This is a genomic window from Niabella terrae, assembly GCF_054783135.1.
In genome coordinates this window covers 39,874-56,502 of the sequence record NZ_BAAGRD010000015.1, presented here as the reverse complement: position 1 = coordinate 56,502, position 16,629 = coordinate 39,874, and the positions used below count along the sequence as shown (strand labels likewise).

Annotated in this window: 11 protein-coding genes and 1 tRNA gene; 4 read left to right on the top strand and 8 right to left on the bottom strand. The window is 49.0% G+C overall.

The window, feature by feature from the left end; genetic code table 11:
* Positions 1-184 precede the first annotated feature (184 nt).
* The 4 genes from ACYVI9_RS14945 to clpB all read right to left on the bottom strand — a co-directional run bounded on the left by ACYVI9_RS14945 (position 185) and on the right by clpB (position 5,675).
* Positions 185-273, bottom strand: a tRNA-Ser gene (locus tag ACYVI9_RS14945).
* 81 nt (positions 274-354) lie between these two features.
* Positions 355-1,788 (bottom strand): chromosomal replication initiator protein DnaA, encoded by a 1,434-nt coding sequence (gene dnaA, locus ACYVI9_RS14940; protein WP_460765904.1) that lies wholly within the window; start codon positions 1,786-1,788, stop codon positions 355-357.
* 402 nt (positions 1,789-2,190) lie between these two features.
* A complete protein-coding gene (locus ACYVI9_RS14935; RefSeq protein ID WP_460765901.1) occupies positions 2,191-2,802 on the bottom strand; it encodes a DsbA family protein in 612 nt (203 codons plus the stop codon).
* 254 nt (positions 2,803-3,056) lie between these two features.
* On the bottom strand, positions 3,057-5,675 hold the full coding sequence (gene clpB, locus ACYVI9_RS14930; RefSeq protein ID WP_460765898.1) for an ATP-dependent chaperone ClpB: 2,619 nt from the start codon (positions 5,673-5,675) through the stop codon (positions 3,057-3,059).
* Between the two features lie 351 nt (positions 5,676-6,026).
* Here clpB and queG point away from each other — a divergent pair, with 351 nt between their 5' ends.
* The gene (gene queG, locus ACYVI9_RS14925; protein ID WP_460765895.1) at positions 6,027-6,971 is read left to right on the top strand and encodes a tRNA epoxyqueuosine(34) reductase QueG; all 945 of its coding nucleotides are present in this window, start codon (positions 6,027-6,029) and stop codon (positions 6,969-6,971) included.
* A 195-nt stretch (positions 6,972-7,166) separates the two neighbouring features.
* Here the strand turns inward: queG and dnaJ are convergent, their stop codons facing one another.
* The gene (gene dnaJ / locus ACYVI9_RS14920; protein WP_460765892.1) at positions 7,167-8,324 is read right to left on the bottom strand and encodes a molecular chaperone DnaJ; all 1,158 of its coding nucleotides are present in this window, start codon (positions 8,322-8,324) and stop codon (positions 7,167-7,169) included.
* Positions 8,325-8,328: 4 nt separating this feature from the next.
* Positions 8,329-8,877 carry a nucleotide exchange factor GrpE gene (locus tag ACYVI9_RS14915; RefSeq protein ID WP_460765890.1) on the bottom strand — a complete coding sequence of 183 codons (549 nt, stop codon included), beginning with the start codon at positions 8,875-8,877 and terminating at the stop codon, positions 8,329-8,331.
* 353 nt (positions 8,878-9,230) lie between these two features.
* Here ACYVI9_RS14915 and ACYVI9_RS14910 point away from each other — a divergent pair, with 353 nt between their 5' ends.
* The 3 genes from ACYVI9_RS14910 to ACYVI9_RS14900 all read left to right on the top strand — a co-directional run bounded on the left by ACYVI9_RS14910 (position 9,231) and on the right by ACYVI9_RS14900 (position 15,152).
* Complete coding sequence (locus ACYVI9_RS14910) at positions 9,231-11,621, top strand: hypothetical protein (RefSeq protein ID WP_460765887.1); 2,391 nt, start codon at positions 9,231-9,233, stop codon at positions 11,619-11,621.
* Positions 11,622-11,716: 95 nt separating this feature from the next.
* On the top strand, positions 11,717-14,062 hold the full coding sequence (locus ACYVI9_RS14905) for a hypothetical protein (RefSeq protein WP_460765885.1): 2,346 nt from the start codon (positions 11,717-11,719) through the stop codon (positions 14,060-14,062).
* Positions 14,063-14,126: 64 nt separating this feature from the next.
* Entirely contained in the window at positions 14,127-15,152 is a 1,026-nt protein-coding gene (locus ACYVI9_RS14900) for an RluA family pseudouridine synthase (protein ID WP_460765882.1), read from the top strand.
* Here the strand turns inward: ACYVI9_RS14900 and ACYVI9_RS14895 are convergent.
* Both ACYVI9_RS14895 and ACYVI9_RS14890 read right to left on the bottom strand, forming a co-directional pair.
* Positions 15,149-15,940: a DedA family protein gene (locus ACYVI9_RS14895; RefSeq protein WP_460765879.1), complete on the bottom strand. Its 792-nt coding sequence runs from the start codon at positions 15,938-15,940 to the stop codon at positions 15,149-15,151. The genes ACYVI9_RS14900 and ACYVI9_RS14895 overlap by 4 nt on opposite strands.
* A 220-nt stretch (positions 15,941-16,160) precedes the next feature.
* Positions 16,161-16,517: a cupin domain-containing protein gene (locus ACYVI9_RS14890; RefSeq protein WP_460765876.1), complete on the bottom strand. Its 357-nt coding sequence runs from the start codon at positions 16,515-16,517 to the stop codon at positions 16,161-16,163.
* Between the last annotated feature and the right edge of the window lie 112 nt (positions 16,518-16,629).

The window sequence follows — 16,629 nt, the reverse complement described above, 5'->3', positions numbered from 1 at the left end:
TGCCGTAAGCTTCCTTCAGATTCCACCTCACGATGGACACCCTTGCTCTTAGCTAGTGGTTGGCGATTACAAACCCCCACAGAGGACTTTCACCTCCTAGTAACCCGACATGCACGGCACACAACAAAAAGCCCGAAAACATTGCATTTCCGGGCTTCTTATACTGACTTGTTTGTCTTCTATGCGGTGAGGGCGGGATTCGAACCCGCGGTACAGTTTAACCCGTACGGCAGTTTAGCAAACTACTGATTTCAGCCACTCATCCACCTCACCAAAAGGGTTGCAAATATAGTTTAAAAACTCAGAATTCAAGCTATCTAATCAAGAAAAAATTTTTAAAAAATCGACGTAGGATTACATCGCAGCTAACTGGACTTTCTGGTGTAATTCCAGGACATTTTCCCGGAACATGGTATCAGTATCCATCAGATCTTTTACCGTCTGACAAGAATGGATGACAGTTGTATGGTCCCGGCCCCCAAAATGCTCGCCGATGGTTTTTAAGCTGTTTTTGGTAAATGCCTTGGCCAGGTACATGGTAATCTGACGGGCTTGCACAATTTCCCTTTTCCGGGTTTTCTGCAGCAATTTATCATAGGGCACATCGAAAAACTCGCAAACCATCTTCTGAATGGTATCGATGGTAATCTCCTTACTGGAAGATTTGATAAAATTCCGCAGTACTTTTTTGGCCAGCTCCAGATCGATTTCCCGACGGTTCAGCGAAGACTGGGCCAGCAGGGAGATCAGTGCGCCTTCCAGTTCTCTTACATTACTATTAATATTATAAGCGATATACTTAACGACTTCCTTGGGCATTTCCAGGCCATCTGCCTTCATTTTCCTTTCCAGAATCTCGATGCGCGTCTCATAATCAGGGATTTGCAAATCGGCACTCAAGCCCCAGCGAAACCGGCTCAGCAGTCTTTCCTGCACCCCGTCCAGATCCTTAGGCGACTTGTCAGAAGTCAGAATAAGCTGCTTGCCTGACTGGTGCAGGTGGTTAAAAATTGCGAAAAACGCGTCCTGGGAACGTTCCGCCTTATTAAAAAACTGTACATCGTCCACGATCAATACGTCGATCAGCTGGTAGAAATGGATAAAATCATTGATGGCGCCATTCCGGCTGTGGTCCATGAACTGGTTGATGAACTTTTCAGAACTGACATACAATACGATCTTATTGGGATGCAGTCTTTTGACATCATTACCAATGGCTTGTACGAGGTGGGTCTTACCCAGCCCCACCCCGCCATATACGACCAGGGGGTTAAAGGAATTGGCACCGGGTTTTTCGGCGACCGTTTTTCCCGCCCTGCGCGCTACCCGATTGCAATCCCCTTCGATATAGGCATCAAATGTATAGTTCGCATTGAGTTGCGGATCTATCTGCATTTTTTTAATGCCTGGTATAACAAAGGGGTTTTTTACCGAATTATTCACGACGAGCGGAAAATCCATTTCGTTATTAGAATAAGTTTTGTATCCTGTGCCCGGTACATCCACTGTCAGTGGCTTCGTTTTACTGTTACCACTGTCCACCATAATTCTATATTCGAGGCGGGCGTCTTTTCCCAATTCCCTTTTCAGGGTCTTGGCCAATAAATTTACGTAATGCTCTTCAAGATACTCGAAAAAAAACTGACTGGGTACCTGAATGACCAGTACCTGATTTTTAAGAGAGATTGCCTTAATCGGTTCGAACCATGTTTTATAATGCTGCCATTCTACAATGTCCTTGATTATCTTTAAACAGTTAGACCAGACTTTTTCGGCATTCTTCTCCATTCGTTATATAGAAAATTTATAGGATCAGTAATTAAGTTTGCTGTAGTTCGATCAAAAAACGACTCAGTTCTCATACGTCAAAAAAACTTTTGAACGGACAGCGAATATCCACATTTATTCAACATAAAAAAAATTTAACTGAACAATTTTTTTGGCTCAGGCTGAATTTTTTTTTATGTCTATTTAAATTGATGTTTTCCCGTATCATTTCACCGGGATAGTAAGATATTCGTAGACGAAATTAATTTTTAAAATTGAATATTTATCCTTATGTGAGAAGCCCTGAAACGACTAAAACCCTTTACAATAAAGGGTTTTAGCCAATTCGTCGTGATCCGTTGAAGATCCTCAATATGGGATGTAATATGCTATCAGGTCGGACCTTGCCGCCCGTGATGAATTTTATTTTTTTGATTTAGGTGCTGGCTTTGAAGCCTTTTTAGCTGCAGTCTTAGATTTTGGATTAGCCGCTTTCTTACCAGCTTTTAAAGCCTCATCAATCGCAGCACTGATGGCCGCATAAGTGGGCTTGCCTTTAACCAAAACATCGTTCACGAAAAAAGACGGCACGTCCTTCACCCCCCGGTCGATCCCTTCCTTGAGGTCATCCTGGACCTGCCAGCCATAGGTTCCGTTGACGAGGTCTTCCAGGAAGTTCTTATTACTGATCCCGGCCTCCCTGGAATGCAGTTTCAGGCTGGTGGTGCCCAGATTCCTCCGGTTCTGAAAGAGTACATTGTGCATTTCCCAGAATCTACCCTCCTGGGCTGCGGCGATGGCACTCTCGGCCGCCTTAAGGCTGCGTTGGTGAATCCGGGTCTGCGGGAAATGCCGGAAATTGAATTTCACCTTGCCGTCATAGTCAATAAGAATCTGTTTGACAATCTCATTGGCTTTGGCACAGTCCTCACTCTCATACTCCCCGAATTCCATCAGGACCACGGGAGCCTCTTTTTTACCTACGAAAATTTCCTTAGGTTCAATAATAATTTCTTCTTCTTTTTTAACGCTCATACAACATAAAAATTTATAACGGTAATTGTCATTCCACCCCGATTACCATACGCTAAATCCCCTCGAAAGGAAAGCGCGGTTGAAGATAATTTTTTTTTTGAACTGACAAATTTTTTCTTCAAAAATCATCAGATTTACAGGCTATTTACCCTGTCAGACAGCCATTTTAGTGTTCCAACATGCATACAGGCCCCCAAACCTCTGTCTGACAGCCTGTAAGCACTTGCGCAGAATCTACTGCAGGGAACTGTCTGCTAACCCGTTTTTTCCGCTGTTTTCGCCTCATTGCGAAAGACAACCGTATTATCAAATACATCGACCAGGATGGGATGCTGCCTGTCTACATCACCCTGCAGGATCTTCCTGCTCAGCTGGTTGACGATCTCTTTCTGTATCAGCCTTTTCAAAGGTCGGGCCCCAAACTGGGGATCAAATCCGTGATCTGCCAGAAAATCGACAGCGTATTCACTGAATTCCAGTTGAATACCGCTGCTTTGCAGTACCAGCTGCCGCAGGTTGTTCAATTGTATCTTAATAATCCCCCTGATATCCTTCCTGGACAGCGGACGGAACATGATAATTTCATCAATGCGGTTGAGAAACTCCGGTCTTACGGTCTCCCGGAGCAGGTTCATGACTTCCAGACGGGCTTTATCAGTAGCCGCTTCCAGGTCATCCGCGCCAATGCCTTCAAACGCTTCCTGTATCAGGTGACTGCCGATATTCGATGTCATAATAATAATCGTATTCTTGAAATTCACGACCCGGCCCTTATTATCGGTCAGACGCCCGTCATCGAGTACCTGTAACAATACATTCCAGACATCCGGATGGGCTTTTTCGATTTCATCGAACAGAATCACACTATAAGGTTTGCGTCGAACGGCTTCGGTGAGCTGTCCGCCTTCGTCGTAGCCAACATAACCGGGAGGGGCGCCCACCAGGCGGCTGACCGCATGTTTCTCCTGATATTCACTCATATCAATACGCGTCATCATATGTTCATCATCGAAGAGGTCCGCCGCCAGTGCCTTGGCCAGCTCGGTCTTACCTACCCCGGTGGTACCCAGAAATATAAAGGAACCAATGGGGCGATTCGGATCCCCCAACCCGGCCCGGTTCCGCCGGATGGCATCCGCTACAGCGGTAATGGCTTCATCCTGACCCACGACTTTCTGATGGAGATAGTCTTCCAGGTGCAGAAGCTTATCCCTGTCGCTCTGTAACATCTTGGCTACTGGTATCCCCGTAGATTTGGCCACTGATTCTGCAATATCCTCGGCGTCTACTTCTTCTTTGAGCAGCCGTTTCTCGGATTCTTCCTGCAGTTCGGTAGTCAGTTTCGCAATTCGGGCTTCCTCTTCCTTGATCTTACCGTAACGGATTTCAGCCACCTTACCATAGTCTCCTTCTCTTTCCGCCTGTTCGGCCTGCAGTTTCAGGGTCTCAATGCCGGCTTTGGATTCCTGAATCTGGTCCACCAGCTCTTTCTCTGAAGTCCATTTAGCCTTCAGGGTATCCCTTTCTACGGAAAGATTGGCAATATCCGTGTTGAGCTGTTTAAGCTTTTCCTCATCGTTTTCCCGCTTGATGGCCTCCCTTTCAATTTCCAATTGCCGGATCTGGCGGTCCAGCCGATCCAGTTCCTCGGGCATGGAATTCATTTCCAGTTTCAACTTGGCGGCGCTTTCGTCGATCAGGTCAATGGCCTTGTCGGGCAGGAACCGATCGGTAATATAGCGGTTGGACAATTCCACCGCTGCGATGATCGCATCATCTTTAATACGCACATGGTGGTGGGCCTCATATTTTTCTTTGAGTCCCCTCAGTATTGAAATGGCATCTTCCACATCGGGTTCGTCGACCATGACTTTCTGGAACCGACGTTCCAGGGCTTTATCCTTCTCAAAATATTTCTGGTATTCGTTTAAGGTCGTGGCACCTACTGCCCGAAGTTCACCACGGGCCAGGGCTGGTTTCAGGATATTGGCGGCATCCATGGCTCCTTCGCCTCCACCGGCACCTACCAGGGTATGAATTTCATCAATAAACAGGATGATCTCACCGTCACTTTCTGCCACTTCCTTGATCACGCCCTTCAGTCTTTCTTCAAATTCACCCTTGTATTTGGCACCCGCAATCAGCAGTCCCATGTCCAGGGCATATATAATCTTGGATTTTAAGTTTTCAGGTACATCTCCGTTGACAATCCGATGGGCCAGCCCTTCGACAATGGCGGTCTTACCCACCCCGGGTTCCCCCACCAGGATCGGATTGTTCTTGGAACGACGACTTAATATATGCAGGGTACGCCGGATTTCCTCGTCCCGGCCGATCACGGGATCCAACTTGCCTTCACGGGCCATCTCGTTGAGGTTTTTGGCGTACTTGTTCAGGGCATTAAATTCCTGGGACTGTGTCTGTGAAGACACATTGGTGCCCTTCCTCAATTCCTTGATGGCCGTAATCAGTCCTTTTTCACTCAGACCGGCATCTTTTAGAAGTTTCGCGGTACCGTCATTACCCTGCACTACCGCCAGCAGCAATAATTCCGGTGTCACAAATTCATCATTGAACTGCTTCAGGTCGGCACCGGCTCTCAGGATGACATTATTCAACTCCCGGCTGATGCTCTGGGCGGGATCGCCGCTCACCTTAGGCAGCTTTTGAATGGCTTCCTCAAGTTTGGTGTCCAGGAGGTTGATGGTCACATTATTCTTCTTTAACAAATAATCCACCGGAGAATCCTCCTGCTCCAGCAGGGCCTTGAGCAAATGCTCGGTTTCGATATTGGGGTTCTGCGCATTAAACGCGATTTGCTGGGCCTGTTGGACCAGCTCGGCAGCTTTTATTGTGAAATTTCCTAGATTCATATATAATTTTTTTCCTTGATAAATGGTTTTCCGACCTTCCTGGTTGACGCCAAATATGGCCGGTACCATTTCTATAGCAAATCAAAATCCAAGCCGTAAATAAGGAAATAATGTCAGTTCGACGCGCTAAAATATGACTATAAGTCAGTAATAATAAACGTTTTATGCAATATTTTCAGGTCTGTCGCCGTTCGGATCCACGTGAATTGAATGCGCAAAAAATCAGGCAGGCCTTCCGAACCCCTTATTATTTGAAGAACCTGATTTTTTTCGGTTTATTGCCCATCAGTTCCGGGACTGTCAATCCAGCTTTCCCATAATCCGCAAATAGGTTTTACTTTTGACGGCCAGATGTCGTTCGCAGCTACTTATACCGCCATTGTCAAGCAGGAAAGCCGCCGGCTCGGATTTGAATACTGTGGTATTTCCCGGGCCGAAGTGCTGGATGAGGATGCCCGCCGGCTGGAAGCCTGGCTGCGCCAGGGCATGCAGGGAAAGATGCAGTATATGGAAAACCATTTTGACAAACGCATCAACCCGACCCTCCTGGTTCCCGGTGCCAGGTCCGTCATTACCCTGCTACTGAACTATTACCCCTCGCAACAACAGTCCTCCGATAAACCGCAGATTTCAAAATATGCTTATGGAAATGACTATCATGAGATTATACGAGATAAACTAAATAATTTATTAGATGAATTAAGAACAAAGATCGGCGCCATTAATGGCCGGGGCTTTGTGGATTCCGCGCCGGTGCTGGAACGGGCCTGGGCCCGTAAAAGCGGTCTGGGCTGGATCGGGAAAAACGGCAATATGATTACCAAATCCGCCGGTTCCTTTTTCTTTATTGCCACGCTGATCACCGATCTCGAGCTGGTCGCCGATGATCCTTATGCCAAAGATTATTGCGGTAGCTGCAGCCGCTGTATTACGGCCTGTCCCACCCAGGCCATCCTGCCCGACCGGGTTGTCGACGGCAGCAAATGCATCTCCTACTTTACCATCGAACTCAAGGATGAGTTACTGCCTTCCGAATACCAGGGCCAATTCGGAGACTGGATCTTTGGTTGCGATGTCTGTCAGGACGTTTGTCCCTGGAACCGATTCAGCCGTCCGGGCAAAGAACCCGCCCTGCAGCCAATTCCGGAAGTACTGGATTTAAGCAATAGCGAGTGGGCCGCATTGAGTGAAGAAGCTTTTCGAAAGATTTTCAGGCATTCCCCCCTGAAAAGAACCAAATGGAAGGGCATTCAGCGTAATTTGAGTTTCAGAGAAATAAAACATGATGATAAATAGCTGAATAATAGAAATATATTAAACTTTATTTCAATAAATTATTTAGTTACAATGCCTTCTTCCATCCATAGGCTCATTATCCGGTTACCGGGCTTCCCAACCTCTTAAATGATCCTAAATAAATGCATATTAACGTGCAAAAAAAATCAGTAATATTTTAGTATTACTGATTGACTATTAATTAAATAAATAACTCTAACTAAATAAGTCCTTTATTTTATCGAAGAAGCTTTTTTCTTCTTTTTCAGGTTGGGGTTTCAGGTTGGGAGAGCCGGATAGCTTTTCCAGTGCCGCTTTTTCTTCCTCACTCAGGTTTTTAGGGGTCCAGATGCTCACATGGATTAATTGATCACCTTTATCGTAATTGGCATGTACATTGGGAAAACCTTTACCTTTTAAACGGAAAATTTTACCACTCTGGGTGCCCGGCGGGACCTTGATCTTGGCCCTGCCATCAATGGTAGGCACTTCCGCATTGGTACCGAAAACCGCATCGGTGAAAGAGATATGCAGGTCATACACCACATTCAGCCCTTCACGTTGCAGTTCCTCATGGGTTTCTTCCTCGATCAGTACGATCAGGTCCCCGGAGGCACCACCTCTTTCGCCTGCATTGCCTTTGCCGCCGACACTGAGTTGCATACCGGCCTGGACGCCTGCCGGTACATCGATCGTAATGGTTTCTTCTCCATAGATCCGGCCACTTCCCTTACAGGAATTACATTTGGCGGTCACCTGGGTACCTTCTCCATTACAATCCGGACAGGTGGTGACGGTCTGCATCTGACCCAGGAAGGTATTCTGTACCCTTCTTACCTGACCACTCCCCTGACAGCTCGAACAGGTCTGGATGCTGCCACGATCCTTGGCGCCATTGCCCCCGCAGGTTTCACAGGTTGTGTATTTTTTGACTTTGATATTCTTGGTAACCCCCTTGGCAATCTCTTCATAATTCAGTTTCAGCTTCACCCGCAGGTTGCTGCCCCTTACACCTCTGGCACGTTGCCCGCCCCGGCTGCGACCACCGCCGAAAAAACTGCCAAAGATATCGTCGCCGAACACATCACCGAACTGACTGAAAATATCCTCCATATTCATACCGCCACCGCCAAATCCACGGCCGGCACCACTGAGCCCTGCATGTCCAAAACGGTCATACTGGGCGCGCTTTTCTGTATCACTTAACACTTCGTAAGCTTCGGCAGCTTCCTTGAACTTTTCTTCCGCTGCCGTGTCACCGGGATTGCGGTCCGGATGGAACTGCATGGCGACTTTCCGGTATGATTTCTTAATTTCCTCTGCAGATGCGGTTCTTGATACGTTCAGGATCTCGTAAAAATCTCTCTTTGACATAGTTTTATTTTCCTACCACCACTTTTGCATGGCGTATAATCTTATCATTCAAATAATAACCTTTTGTTATCTCATCTATTACTTTATCTTTCAGATCCTCCGAGGGCGCCGGAATCTCAGCGACCGCCTCATAGAGTTCAGGATCAAATTCCTTCCCTTTGGCTTCCATGGCCCTGACACCTTTGGACTGCAGGATATTCCTAAACTTGGTAAATACCAGGGTAACGCCTTCCCGCAATTGCGCATCTATGCTTTTTTCAGCTTCGGCTGAAGCACGATCAATATCATCCATCACTTCGAGCAGGTCGGTCACAATATCCTTTCCGGCGGTCTGGAACAACTCAATCCGCTCTTTGGCGGTTCTCCTGCGAAAATTGTCAAATTCTGCTGCAAGGCGTAAATACTTATCCTTGCTTTCAGCGAGTTCAGTTTCCAAGGCTTCCATATTGGAATCCTCCAGCGGATCGGTCAGATGTTCGGTACCGCTCAGATTTTCATCGGCGTTAATATTCAGCCCTTCCTGATCTTCAAATTGTTCATTGTTCTGATTCATCACAATAATTTCTAATTTTTAAATGCACAGATGGCGCCTGTGGCCGCCATCCTGATATCTAAGGTTCAACTTATCTGCTGTTACCACTATTTTCCTGTCTATGGGTTGGCGGGCCTGATGCCGTTCCCTGCATTTGTGACAGTTGCCTGTCCTCCTTCCCTTACTGCACCGGCTTCCTGGTCCATTTTTTATTACCCGCTCCGCCCACCAATTAACTACCTGCTATGACAAGAATACTGCCAATCGGCGAAATGAGGACAAATTGTCGGTTTTGCAAAAGATTATTTTTTGGTAAAGCGCTGAAATTAAACCGGCTTCCATTTTTTTCGCTTATTTTCATTTCTTTTTACCATATGAACAATATAGCAAAACTGTTTATTGCCCTGCCGCTGGCATGGTGCTGCATGACCGCTAACTCCCAAACCCTGGAAGAAAAATACCTTCAATGGGCAAAACAAAATCCCACCGAGAAAGTTTATCTGCATTTAGACCGGAATACCTACTATAGTGGGGAAACCGTATGGTTCAAGGGCTATTTTGTTACCAGTTGGGTACCTTCCGGTCTGAGTTCCACCCTCTATGTGGATCTGCTGGACCCGGCCGGCCGGCGGGTATTACAAACCGTCTTTCCGGCCAGCGCAGGCGTGGTTGCCGGTCAACTTGACCTCCCGGAAACCCTGACCAGCGGTACTTATCTGATTCGTGCTTATTCACCGGTCATGCTCAATTTTCCGGGCTTTTTATTTTCCCAAAGGATCCGGATCGTCGGGAAGGCACCAAAAAAAGCCGGGAACCCGGACAAATCCTCCGGCCCCCAAATGCGTTTCTTTCCGGAGAGCGGCAATATGGTTAATGGCATGCTGAACCAGATTGCGTTTAAAGCCACGGATGAAAACGGCCTGCCCCTCAAAGTGGAGGGGACGATCTATGACGATAAAAACAACCCGATAACCACTTTCAGTACAATACATGACGGCATGGGCAGTTTCGTCCTCCAGCCCCTGGAAGGCAGCAGTTTCTATGCCCGGATTAACGGAATGACCTCCTCCTTTCCCTTACCGGCTTCCGTCAGCAATGGGGTGACTTTATCGGTGGTCGATGCCGGCGCCGGTAAAAAGTTCCAGATCCGCCATGCGGGTCAGGATCCCCTGTTCCGACCGGCCTATATTCTGGGTCAGGCCGGTGGCGATATTGTTTTCAAGGCCCAACTCAAAGGGGATAAGCCCGAGATTAACGGCAGCATTGACGACCGCAATATGTTTTCGGGGATCCTGCAGATCACCGTCTTTAACCAGGATGATATGCCCCTGGCGGAAAGACTGACCTTTGTGGACCATCAGGATTATATCCTGCCCGCGACTTTTACCACCGATACCCTGAATACCGATCCCCGCGGCAGGAATCATTTCTCCATTGCCTTAAAGGATACGGTGCTGGGTAATTTTTCGGTAGCTATTACCGATGCCGATTACGAAGAAGCTTCCGGTCGGGAGGAGAATATCTATTCCTGGATGTTGCTGTCCAGCGACCTGAAAGGTTATATCCACCGTCCCTCCTATTATTTTAGCGATAATTCTGCTGCCGTCAAAAAAGCACGGGATCTGCTGCTGATGACCCATGGCTGGACCCGGTTTAAATGGGTGGATGTGCGCGATAATAAATTACCCGAAGCCCGTTACCGGGATTCAGGTTATATCCAGTTGCGGGGTCGGGTAAATATTGAAGGCACCAGGAAGCCCTTTGCCGATAAGGACCTGATCATGTTCCTGTCACCGGAAGACACTACCGAACAGAAAAGAGGAACACCCCGGTTCATACATACCGATGCGGACGGCCGTTTCCAGTTGGATTCCGTGATTTTCTTTGAAAAAATGCGGATCCTGTTTTCCGATATCCGGGGGAAGAAAAGCAAGTACATTAAAGTTAAAATGGATGCCGATTCGCTGCGCATGGCTTTCAACCTGCCTGATATAGAAATGCCCTACGAACCCGCTGCAGGTCCGGTTGCTGAAAAGATGACAAGTTCCTTTGATGATTTTCTAAAAGCAGAAGGCCTGACCCTGGAAACCGTGACGGTCAGAAGCCGGCAGAAATCCGAAGCCGAAAAGCTGGATGAGGAATATGCCAGTGGTCTATTCGCCGGCGGGATCAACAGCCGCACACTGGATCTTCGGAATGAAAACTTTGCCGGCAGCATATTCCAGTACCTCCAGGGACGCATGGCCGGTCTGATGGTCAGCGGCAGTCCGGGCAATTATACCATCAGTTTCCGGGGCGGTGGTTTTGGCGGGGGCAATGTCACCCTTTACCTGGACGAAGCGCCGGTAGATGCGGACTTTATCGAATCCATTCCGGTAAACCAGATCGCCATGGTGAAACTATTGCCCAATTCCGTAGCGACACCGGGCGGTGGTACCGCCCTGGGTATTTATATGAAAAAAGGCGCCGACCTGCGGGCCGCCATGGAAGCGGCCACCGACATCATCAATTATAGCGGGTATACCATTATCCGGGAATTTTATAACCCTGATTATGATGCCCGTCCTGAAAATGACAAGGTCGATAACCGGATTACCCTATCCTGGCAGCCTTATTTCTTTGTAGCCCAGGCGGACCCCGTAATACCCGTGATTTTTTATAATAATGACCGGACCAAACGCTTCAAAATCGTTGCCGAAGGGATCACCAATGACGGCAGAATGCTGCGGCTCGAAAAAATCATTGAAAAGCCCGGGACAAATTAGGAGCTGCAGAATTATGCAATGCCTTCGTTACATGCATCCTTAGAACAGGGGCCTTCAGGCCGGCTCCCGTTTTTTTTGTAACTTAACATGGCATTATGCGCAGCTATCGGACACTTATATCAACCCTTTTATTATTTGCGATCCTCCTGTTTCAGCAGCAGGCCCGGGGACAAAACGCTGTAGAAAGGCTGCAGCAGTGGCACCGCCAGCATCCTATTGAAAAAGTCTATCTTCAACTGGACCGGCAGGATTATTTTGCCGGACAGACCTGCTGGTTCAAAGCTTATTTCCTATCGGATTTCAAGGCCTCCCTGCATAATTCCACCCTGTTTGTGGAACTGATCAACCGCAGCGGTCGGGTCCTGTACAAGAAAGTGCTGCCGGTATTTAATGCGGTCAGCTATGGCCAGCTGGAACTGCCCGACAGCCTTGGTACGGGAACCTACCAGCTCCGCGCATATACCCCGTTGATGCTCAATCAGGACAAATCCTTTTTGTACTATACACCGATCCGGGTCTACAGCCGCCGGAACCGGTCTGCCGTCCCAACCGAAGGCGGCGCCAACCTGCAATTCTTTCCTGAAGGTGGCACCCTGGTAGCCGGTCTTACCAATAACCTGGCTTTTAAGGCCACCGATGAACAGGGCCGGCCTTTGCCGGTGGAGGCCCTGATTCAGGATGACCAGGGCAGGGAAATCACCCGCATCGAATCCACCCATGACGGCAGGGGACGATTCCTGCTGGAGCCGGTTGCCGGACGCTCCTATACAGCCGTTTTTAAAGGTGACAGTTTCCCCCTTCCTGCAGCGGTTACGGAAGGCCTGGCCCTGGAGCTGCGTCAACAACAGGGAGGGCTGGAACTCCAGCTGAACCACCGGGGGCCTGAAACTTTTAAGCCGGCCTATATCATTGGCCAGATGCAGCACCAGGTGCTGTTTAAAGTTCCCGTCCAAAACGGGCAGCGCACCCGCATCCCCACCGATACACTGCATTCCGGCGTCCTGCAATTGACCGTATTTAACAGCCAGAATCTGCCACTGGCAGAGCGGCTGGCTTTTATTGATAACGGAGAATACCGGCTTCAGGCCCAATTGGAAACCACCAAACTGGCCACCGGTGCCCGGAAAGCCAACCGTTTCCTGCTCAGGTTCGACCAGCCGGTGGAAGGAAATTTTTCGGTGGCGATCACCGACGAAGCCTATAACCTGCCGGGACCGCGGCCGGACAATATCGTCAGCTCCCTGCTGCTCACCAGTGACCTGCCCGGTTATATCCATAACCCCGCCCATTATTTTTCGGATGCGCCAGCGGCAGCCGATAACCTGGATCTGGTCATGCTCACCAATGGCTGGCGGCGTTTCAGCTGGACCCGAATGGCACAGACAGACCCGCCTGCACCGGCCTATACCGACCCCGGCTATATCTCCCTTTCCGGAAAGGTCAATGTCCGGGACTCCCGGAAAAGTTTTGCCGACCGGGAACTGCTGGTCTGGGTCGCCACCGCGGATTCAGGACAGTCCCTGCAACTGCTGAAGACCGATGCCGAAGGCCGGTTTTCAATGGATTCCGTCGTCTTCTTCGACAAGGCACGGATTCTGTTCAGCGACGTCATGGGCGACAAAAGTCAGTATATCACTGTCAAGCTGAACACCGATTCCCTGTACCGCAGTTTTGACCTGCCGGTAGTCCATCGGCCGGCTGCCGGCAACGCCGATCCGGAACTCCGCGAACGGATGGCTGCCGCCCAGGGTGTTTACAACCGTCAGGAAGGTATTTTGCTGGATAATGTTGAAGTCGAAGGCCGGCGGATGACCCTCGAAGAACTGGAAGACAAATATCTCAGTGGCATGTTTCGGGGGAATATCAATGCCCGTACCATCAATCTGACCGGACAATTCATTCCACAGTTCAATATTTTTGAATGGCTGATGGGCCGGGTACCGGGATTGCAGATCAATCCCGCCGGTAATTTCTATGATAATTACCGCCTGCGTTACCGCAATGGTCCGGTGCAGCTTTTTCTGGATGAGATGCCGTTGCAGGATGCGACCATGATTTCCAGTCTCCCCGCCAGCGAAATTGCCCTGATTAAGATATATCCCCAGTTCATCGGCGCCCGTGGCAACCAGGCGGCGATTGCGGTCTACACCAAAAGAGGCGATGATCTGAATGCAAGCATGGAAGCGACAGGTGATATTGTTGATTATGACGGCTACAGCATTATCAAGGAATTTTACGCCCCGGATTACAGCCAGCCACCTGAAATGAATTACCGCGACTACCGGCTGACCCTGAACTGGCTGCCGGAGTTAAAGGCAACCGGACAGCAGGAACTGCCCATTGAATTCTATAATAACGATCGCAGTAAAAGCTTCCGTATCGTCTGCGAAGGACTGACTGCTGATGGCCGCATGCTGATGCTGGAAAAGGTCCTGCGATAACAGGCCTGCCTTATTGATCCGGGACAGTGGTAATTAATGCCCCAGCACCTACCTTTGCAGGCTGATGACGGAACCCGAACATATCGAAGAAGGCAGTGAAGCCCTTTACCAGAAATTTGTTTTTCAAACCGATGGCGGTCAGGAAGCTTATCGTATTGATAAATTCCTGATGAACCGTATCGAAGGTGCTACCCGCAGCAAGATCCAGCGGGCGATCCATGCCGGTATGGTCCTGGTGGACGGTCAGCAGATCAAACCCAATTTCAAGGTCCGGGCCCGCCAGGAAATTATCGTCTACACCGATAATGCCCCCGAAGAAAACGAGATCCGGCCCGAACCCCTGGAACTGGATATTTTTCACGAGGATGACCATATCATCATTGTCAATAAAAAACCAGGCATGGTGGTGCATCCCGGCAGTGGCAATTACGACGGTACCCTGCTCAACGGCATTGCCTGGCACCTGGAGGAACAGCAGGTCGATACCGAAGCCCTGCCCCGTTTCGGACTGGTCCACCGGATCGATAAGAATACCAGCGGTCTGCTGGTACTGGCCAAAACCGAACTGGCCATGCGGCAGCTGGCCAAACAGTTTTTTGATCATACCGTCAGCCGGAAATACCTGGCCCTGGTCTGGGGCGATATGGAGCAGGATGAAGGAACAATTGTGGCCCATGTAGGCCGCAACCAGCGCTACCGCAAATTATTCGAAGCCTATCCCGAAGGAGACCATGGCAAGGAAGCCATTACCCATTATAAAGTGCTGGAACGGTTTGGATATGTTACCCTGGTGCAATGTATCCTGGAAACCGGCCGCACCCACCAGATCCGGGTGCATATGAAATATATCGGACACCCGCTGTTTAATGATGATTTTTACGGCGGAGATAAAATTGTAAAGGGAACGGTGTATACCAAATACAAGCAGTTTGTCGATAATTGTTTTGCCCGCTGTCCCCGGCAGGCCCTGCATGCCAAGACCCTGGGTTTTACCCATCCGGGCACCGGCGAACCGGTTTATTTTGAATCCGAACTGCCGGCGGATATTGAGGCGGTAATTGAAAAATGGCGTCGGTATACCAGTCGTTAGTCCTGATTGACCGGCGCTTCGGTATTTTCTGAAGCCGCGGTTTCAGCGGCCGCCGCTGCGTCCTTTTTGGCTTTCTTTTTACCACTGACCAGTTTCATGATCACCGGGAATGTCGTGATCAGTACAATACCCAGCACAATCAGCTCCAGGTGCTGTTTGAGGTCAAATCCAAATCCGCTCATCAGCCATTTTTGCAGAAAATGGCCTGCAAAAATCATACTGAATACCCAGGCCACACAACCCACAATATTATAAAACATAAACTTAGGGCGCTCCATTTTAACGATCCCGGCAATAATAGGCGCAAATGTGCGAATAAAGGGCAGGAAACGGGCGACGATAATCGCGCCACCGCCGTTTTTCTCGTAAAAATCATGGGCCTGCTCCAGATAGCGGCGTTTGAAAAAGAAATTTTCCTTCCAGTTGTACATCGCCGGGCCCACTTTACGGCCCGTCCAATAACCGACCATATTGCCCAGGATCCCGCAAAAGGAAATCAGGGCCCAGAGAATGATCAGATCCAGCCATTCATTCTGGATATGGCCCAGACCGAATAATTTCATGAACTGATAAGCCAGACCGGGTTCGGCCAGGGCGCCTTCACCGATTTTATGGGCATAGATACCGGCGACAAACAGCAGGGTATCACCGGGCAGGAAGAATCCGGCAAAGAGACCGGTTTCAGCAAAAACCACAAATAGCAGCAGCCATAAGCCCCCATTTTCAATATACCACTGTGGCTGTAATAATTCCGTCCACTGAAACCCTGTGCTTAAAATTTCGATCATTTCCTGTTGTCATTTTAATAGCCAAAACCCCTGAAGGCTGCTGATTATCATTTCCTGTATCCGAATTTTCGGCAAATATAGGTCAGCCAGGCGGCCCATACTTCACTTGCCGGTTGACCGGATGAAAAGTTTTTGTTAAACGGTAGCAGCAGTTGCCTTACTGAATACAAAAACAAACAAAAACAATCCAATCTTACAAAGGTTCATTTGGCATGAAAATTCATACACCGGTTTCCCGGGCCGGCAGAAAATCCTGGCGGGCAGGCGTAAACACATCCACGAGTACACCGGCCTGGCGGCAGACGCAACCATGCGGAATATCCGGCGGAACAAAATAGCCGTCACCGGCCTGCAGTAACCGGGTCTCCGCTCCGATCCGGAGTTCAAATGCCCCACTTTCCACATAACTGACCTGGATATGAGGATGATGATGCAGGGCGCCCTCGGCACCGGTATCAAAACGAACTTTGACCATCATCAGACTGTCGTCATGGCCCAGTAACTGCCGGGAGACACCACCACCCAGGTCCTGCCAGCCGATCTCAGCGGCCTGCTGAAAATAAATTTCCTTACTCATGCCGCCAAGTTAGTTATTCAGGAGGGCATTTTGAAATCCCGGGCGGTCGGGGTGAAATTTTTGCATTTCCGGCTGACATTCTGACTTTCTTAAGGCTGCGGTATTAATTTTG

Coding starts and splice junctions, on each gene's coding strand:
- ACYVI9_RS14910 (WP_460765887.1), top strand. CDS start 9,231: ATGAACAATATAGCAAAACTGTTTATTGCCCTGCCGCTGGCATGGTGC.
- dnaA (WP_460765904.1), bottom strand. CDS start 1,788: ATGGAGAAGAATGCCGAAAAAGTCTGGTCTAACTGTTTAAAGATAATC.
- clpB (WP_460765898.1), bottom strand. CDS start 5,675: ATGAATCTAGGAAATTTCACAATAAAAGCTGCCGAGCTGGTCCAACAG.
- ACYVI9_RS14935 (WP_460765901.1), bottom strand. CDS start 2,802: ATGAGCGTTAAAAAAGAAGAAGAAATTATTATTGAACCTAAGGAAATT.
- ACYVI9_RS14915 (WP_460765890.1), bottom strand. CDS start 8,877: ATGAATCAGAACAATGAACAATTTGAAGATCAGGAAGGGCTGAATATT.
- ACYVI9_RS14890 (WP_460765876.1), bottom strand. CDS start 16,517: ATGAGTAAGGAAATTTATTTTCAGCAGGCCGCTGAGATCGGCTGGCAG.
- ACYVI9_RS14905 (WP_460765885.1), top strand. CDS start 11,717: ATGCGCAGCTATCGGACACTTATATCAACCCTTTTATTATTTGCGATC.
- dnaJ (WP_460765892.1), bottom strand. CDS start 8,324: ATGTCAAAGAGAGATTTTTACGAGATCCTGAACGTATCAAGAACCGCA.
- ACYVI9_RS14900 (WP_460765882.1), top strand. CDS start 14,127: ATGACGGAACCCGAACATATCGAAGAAGGCAGTGAAGCCCTTTACCAG.
- ACYVI9_RS14895 (WP_460765879.1), bottom strand. CDS start 15,940: ATGATCGAAATTTTAAGCACAGGGTTTCAGTGGACGGAATTATTACAG.
- queG (WP_460765895.1), top strand. CDS start 6,027: ATGTCGTTCGCAGCTACTTATACCGCCATTGTCAAGCAGGAAAGCCGC.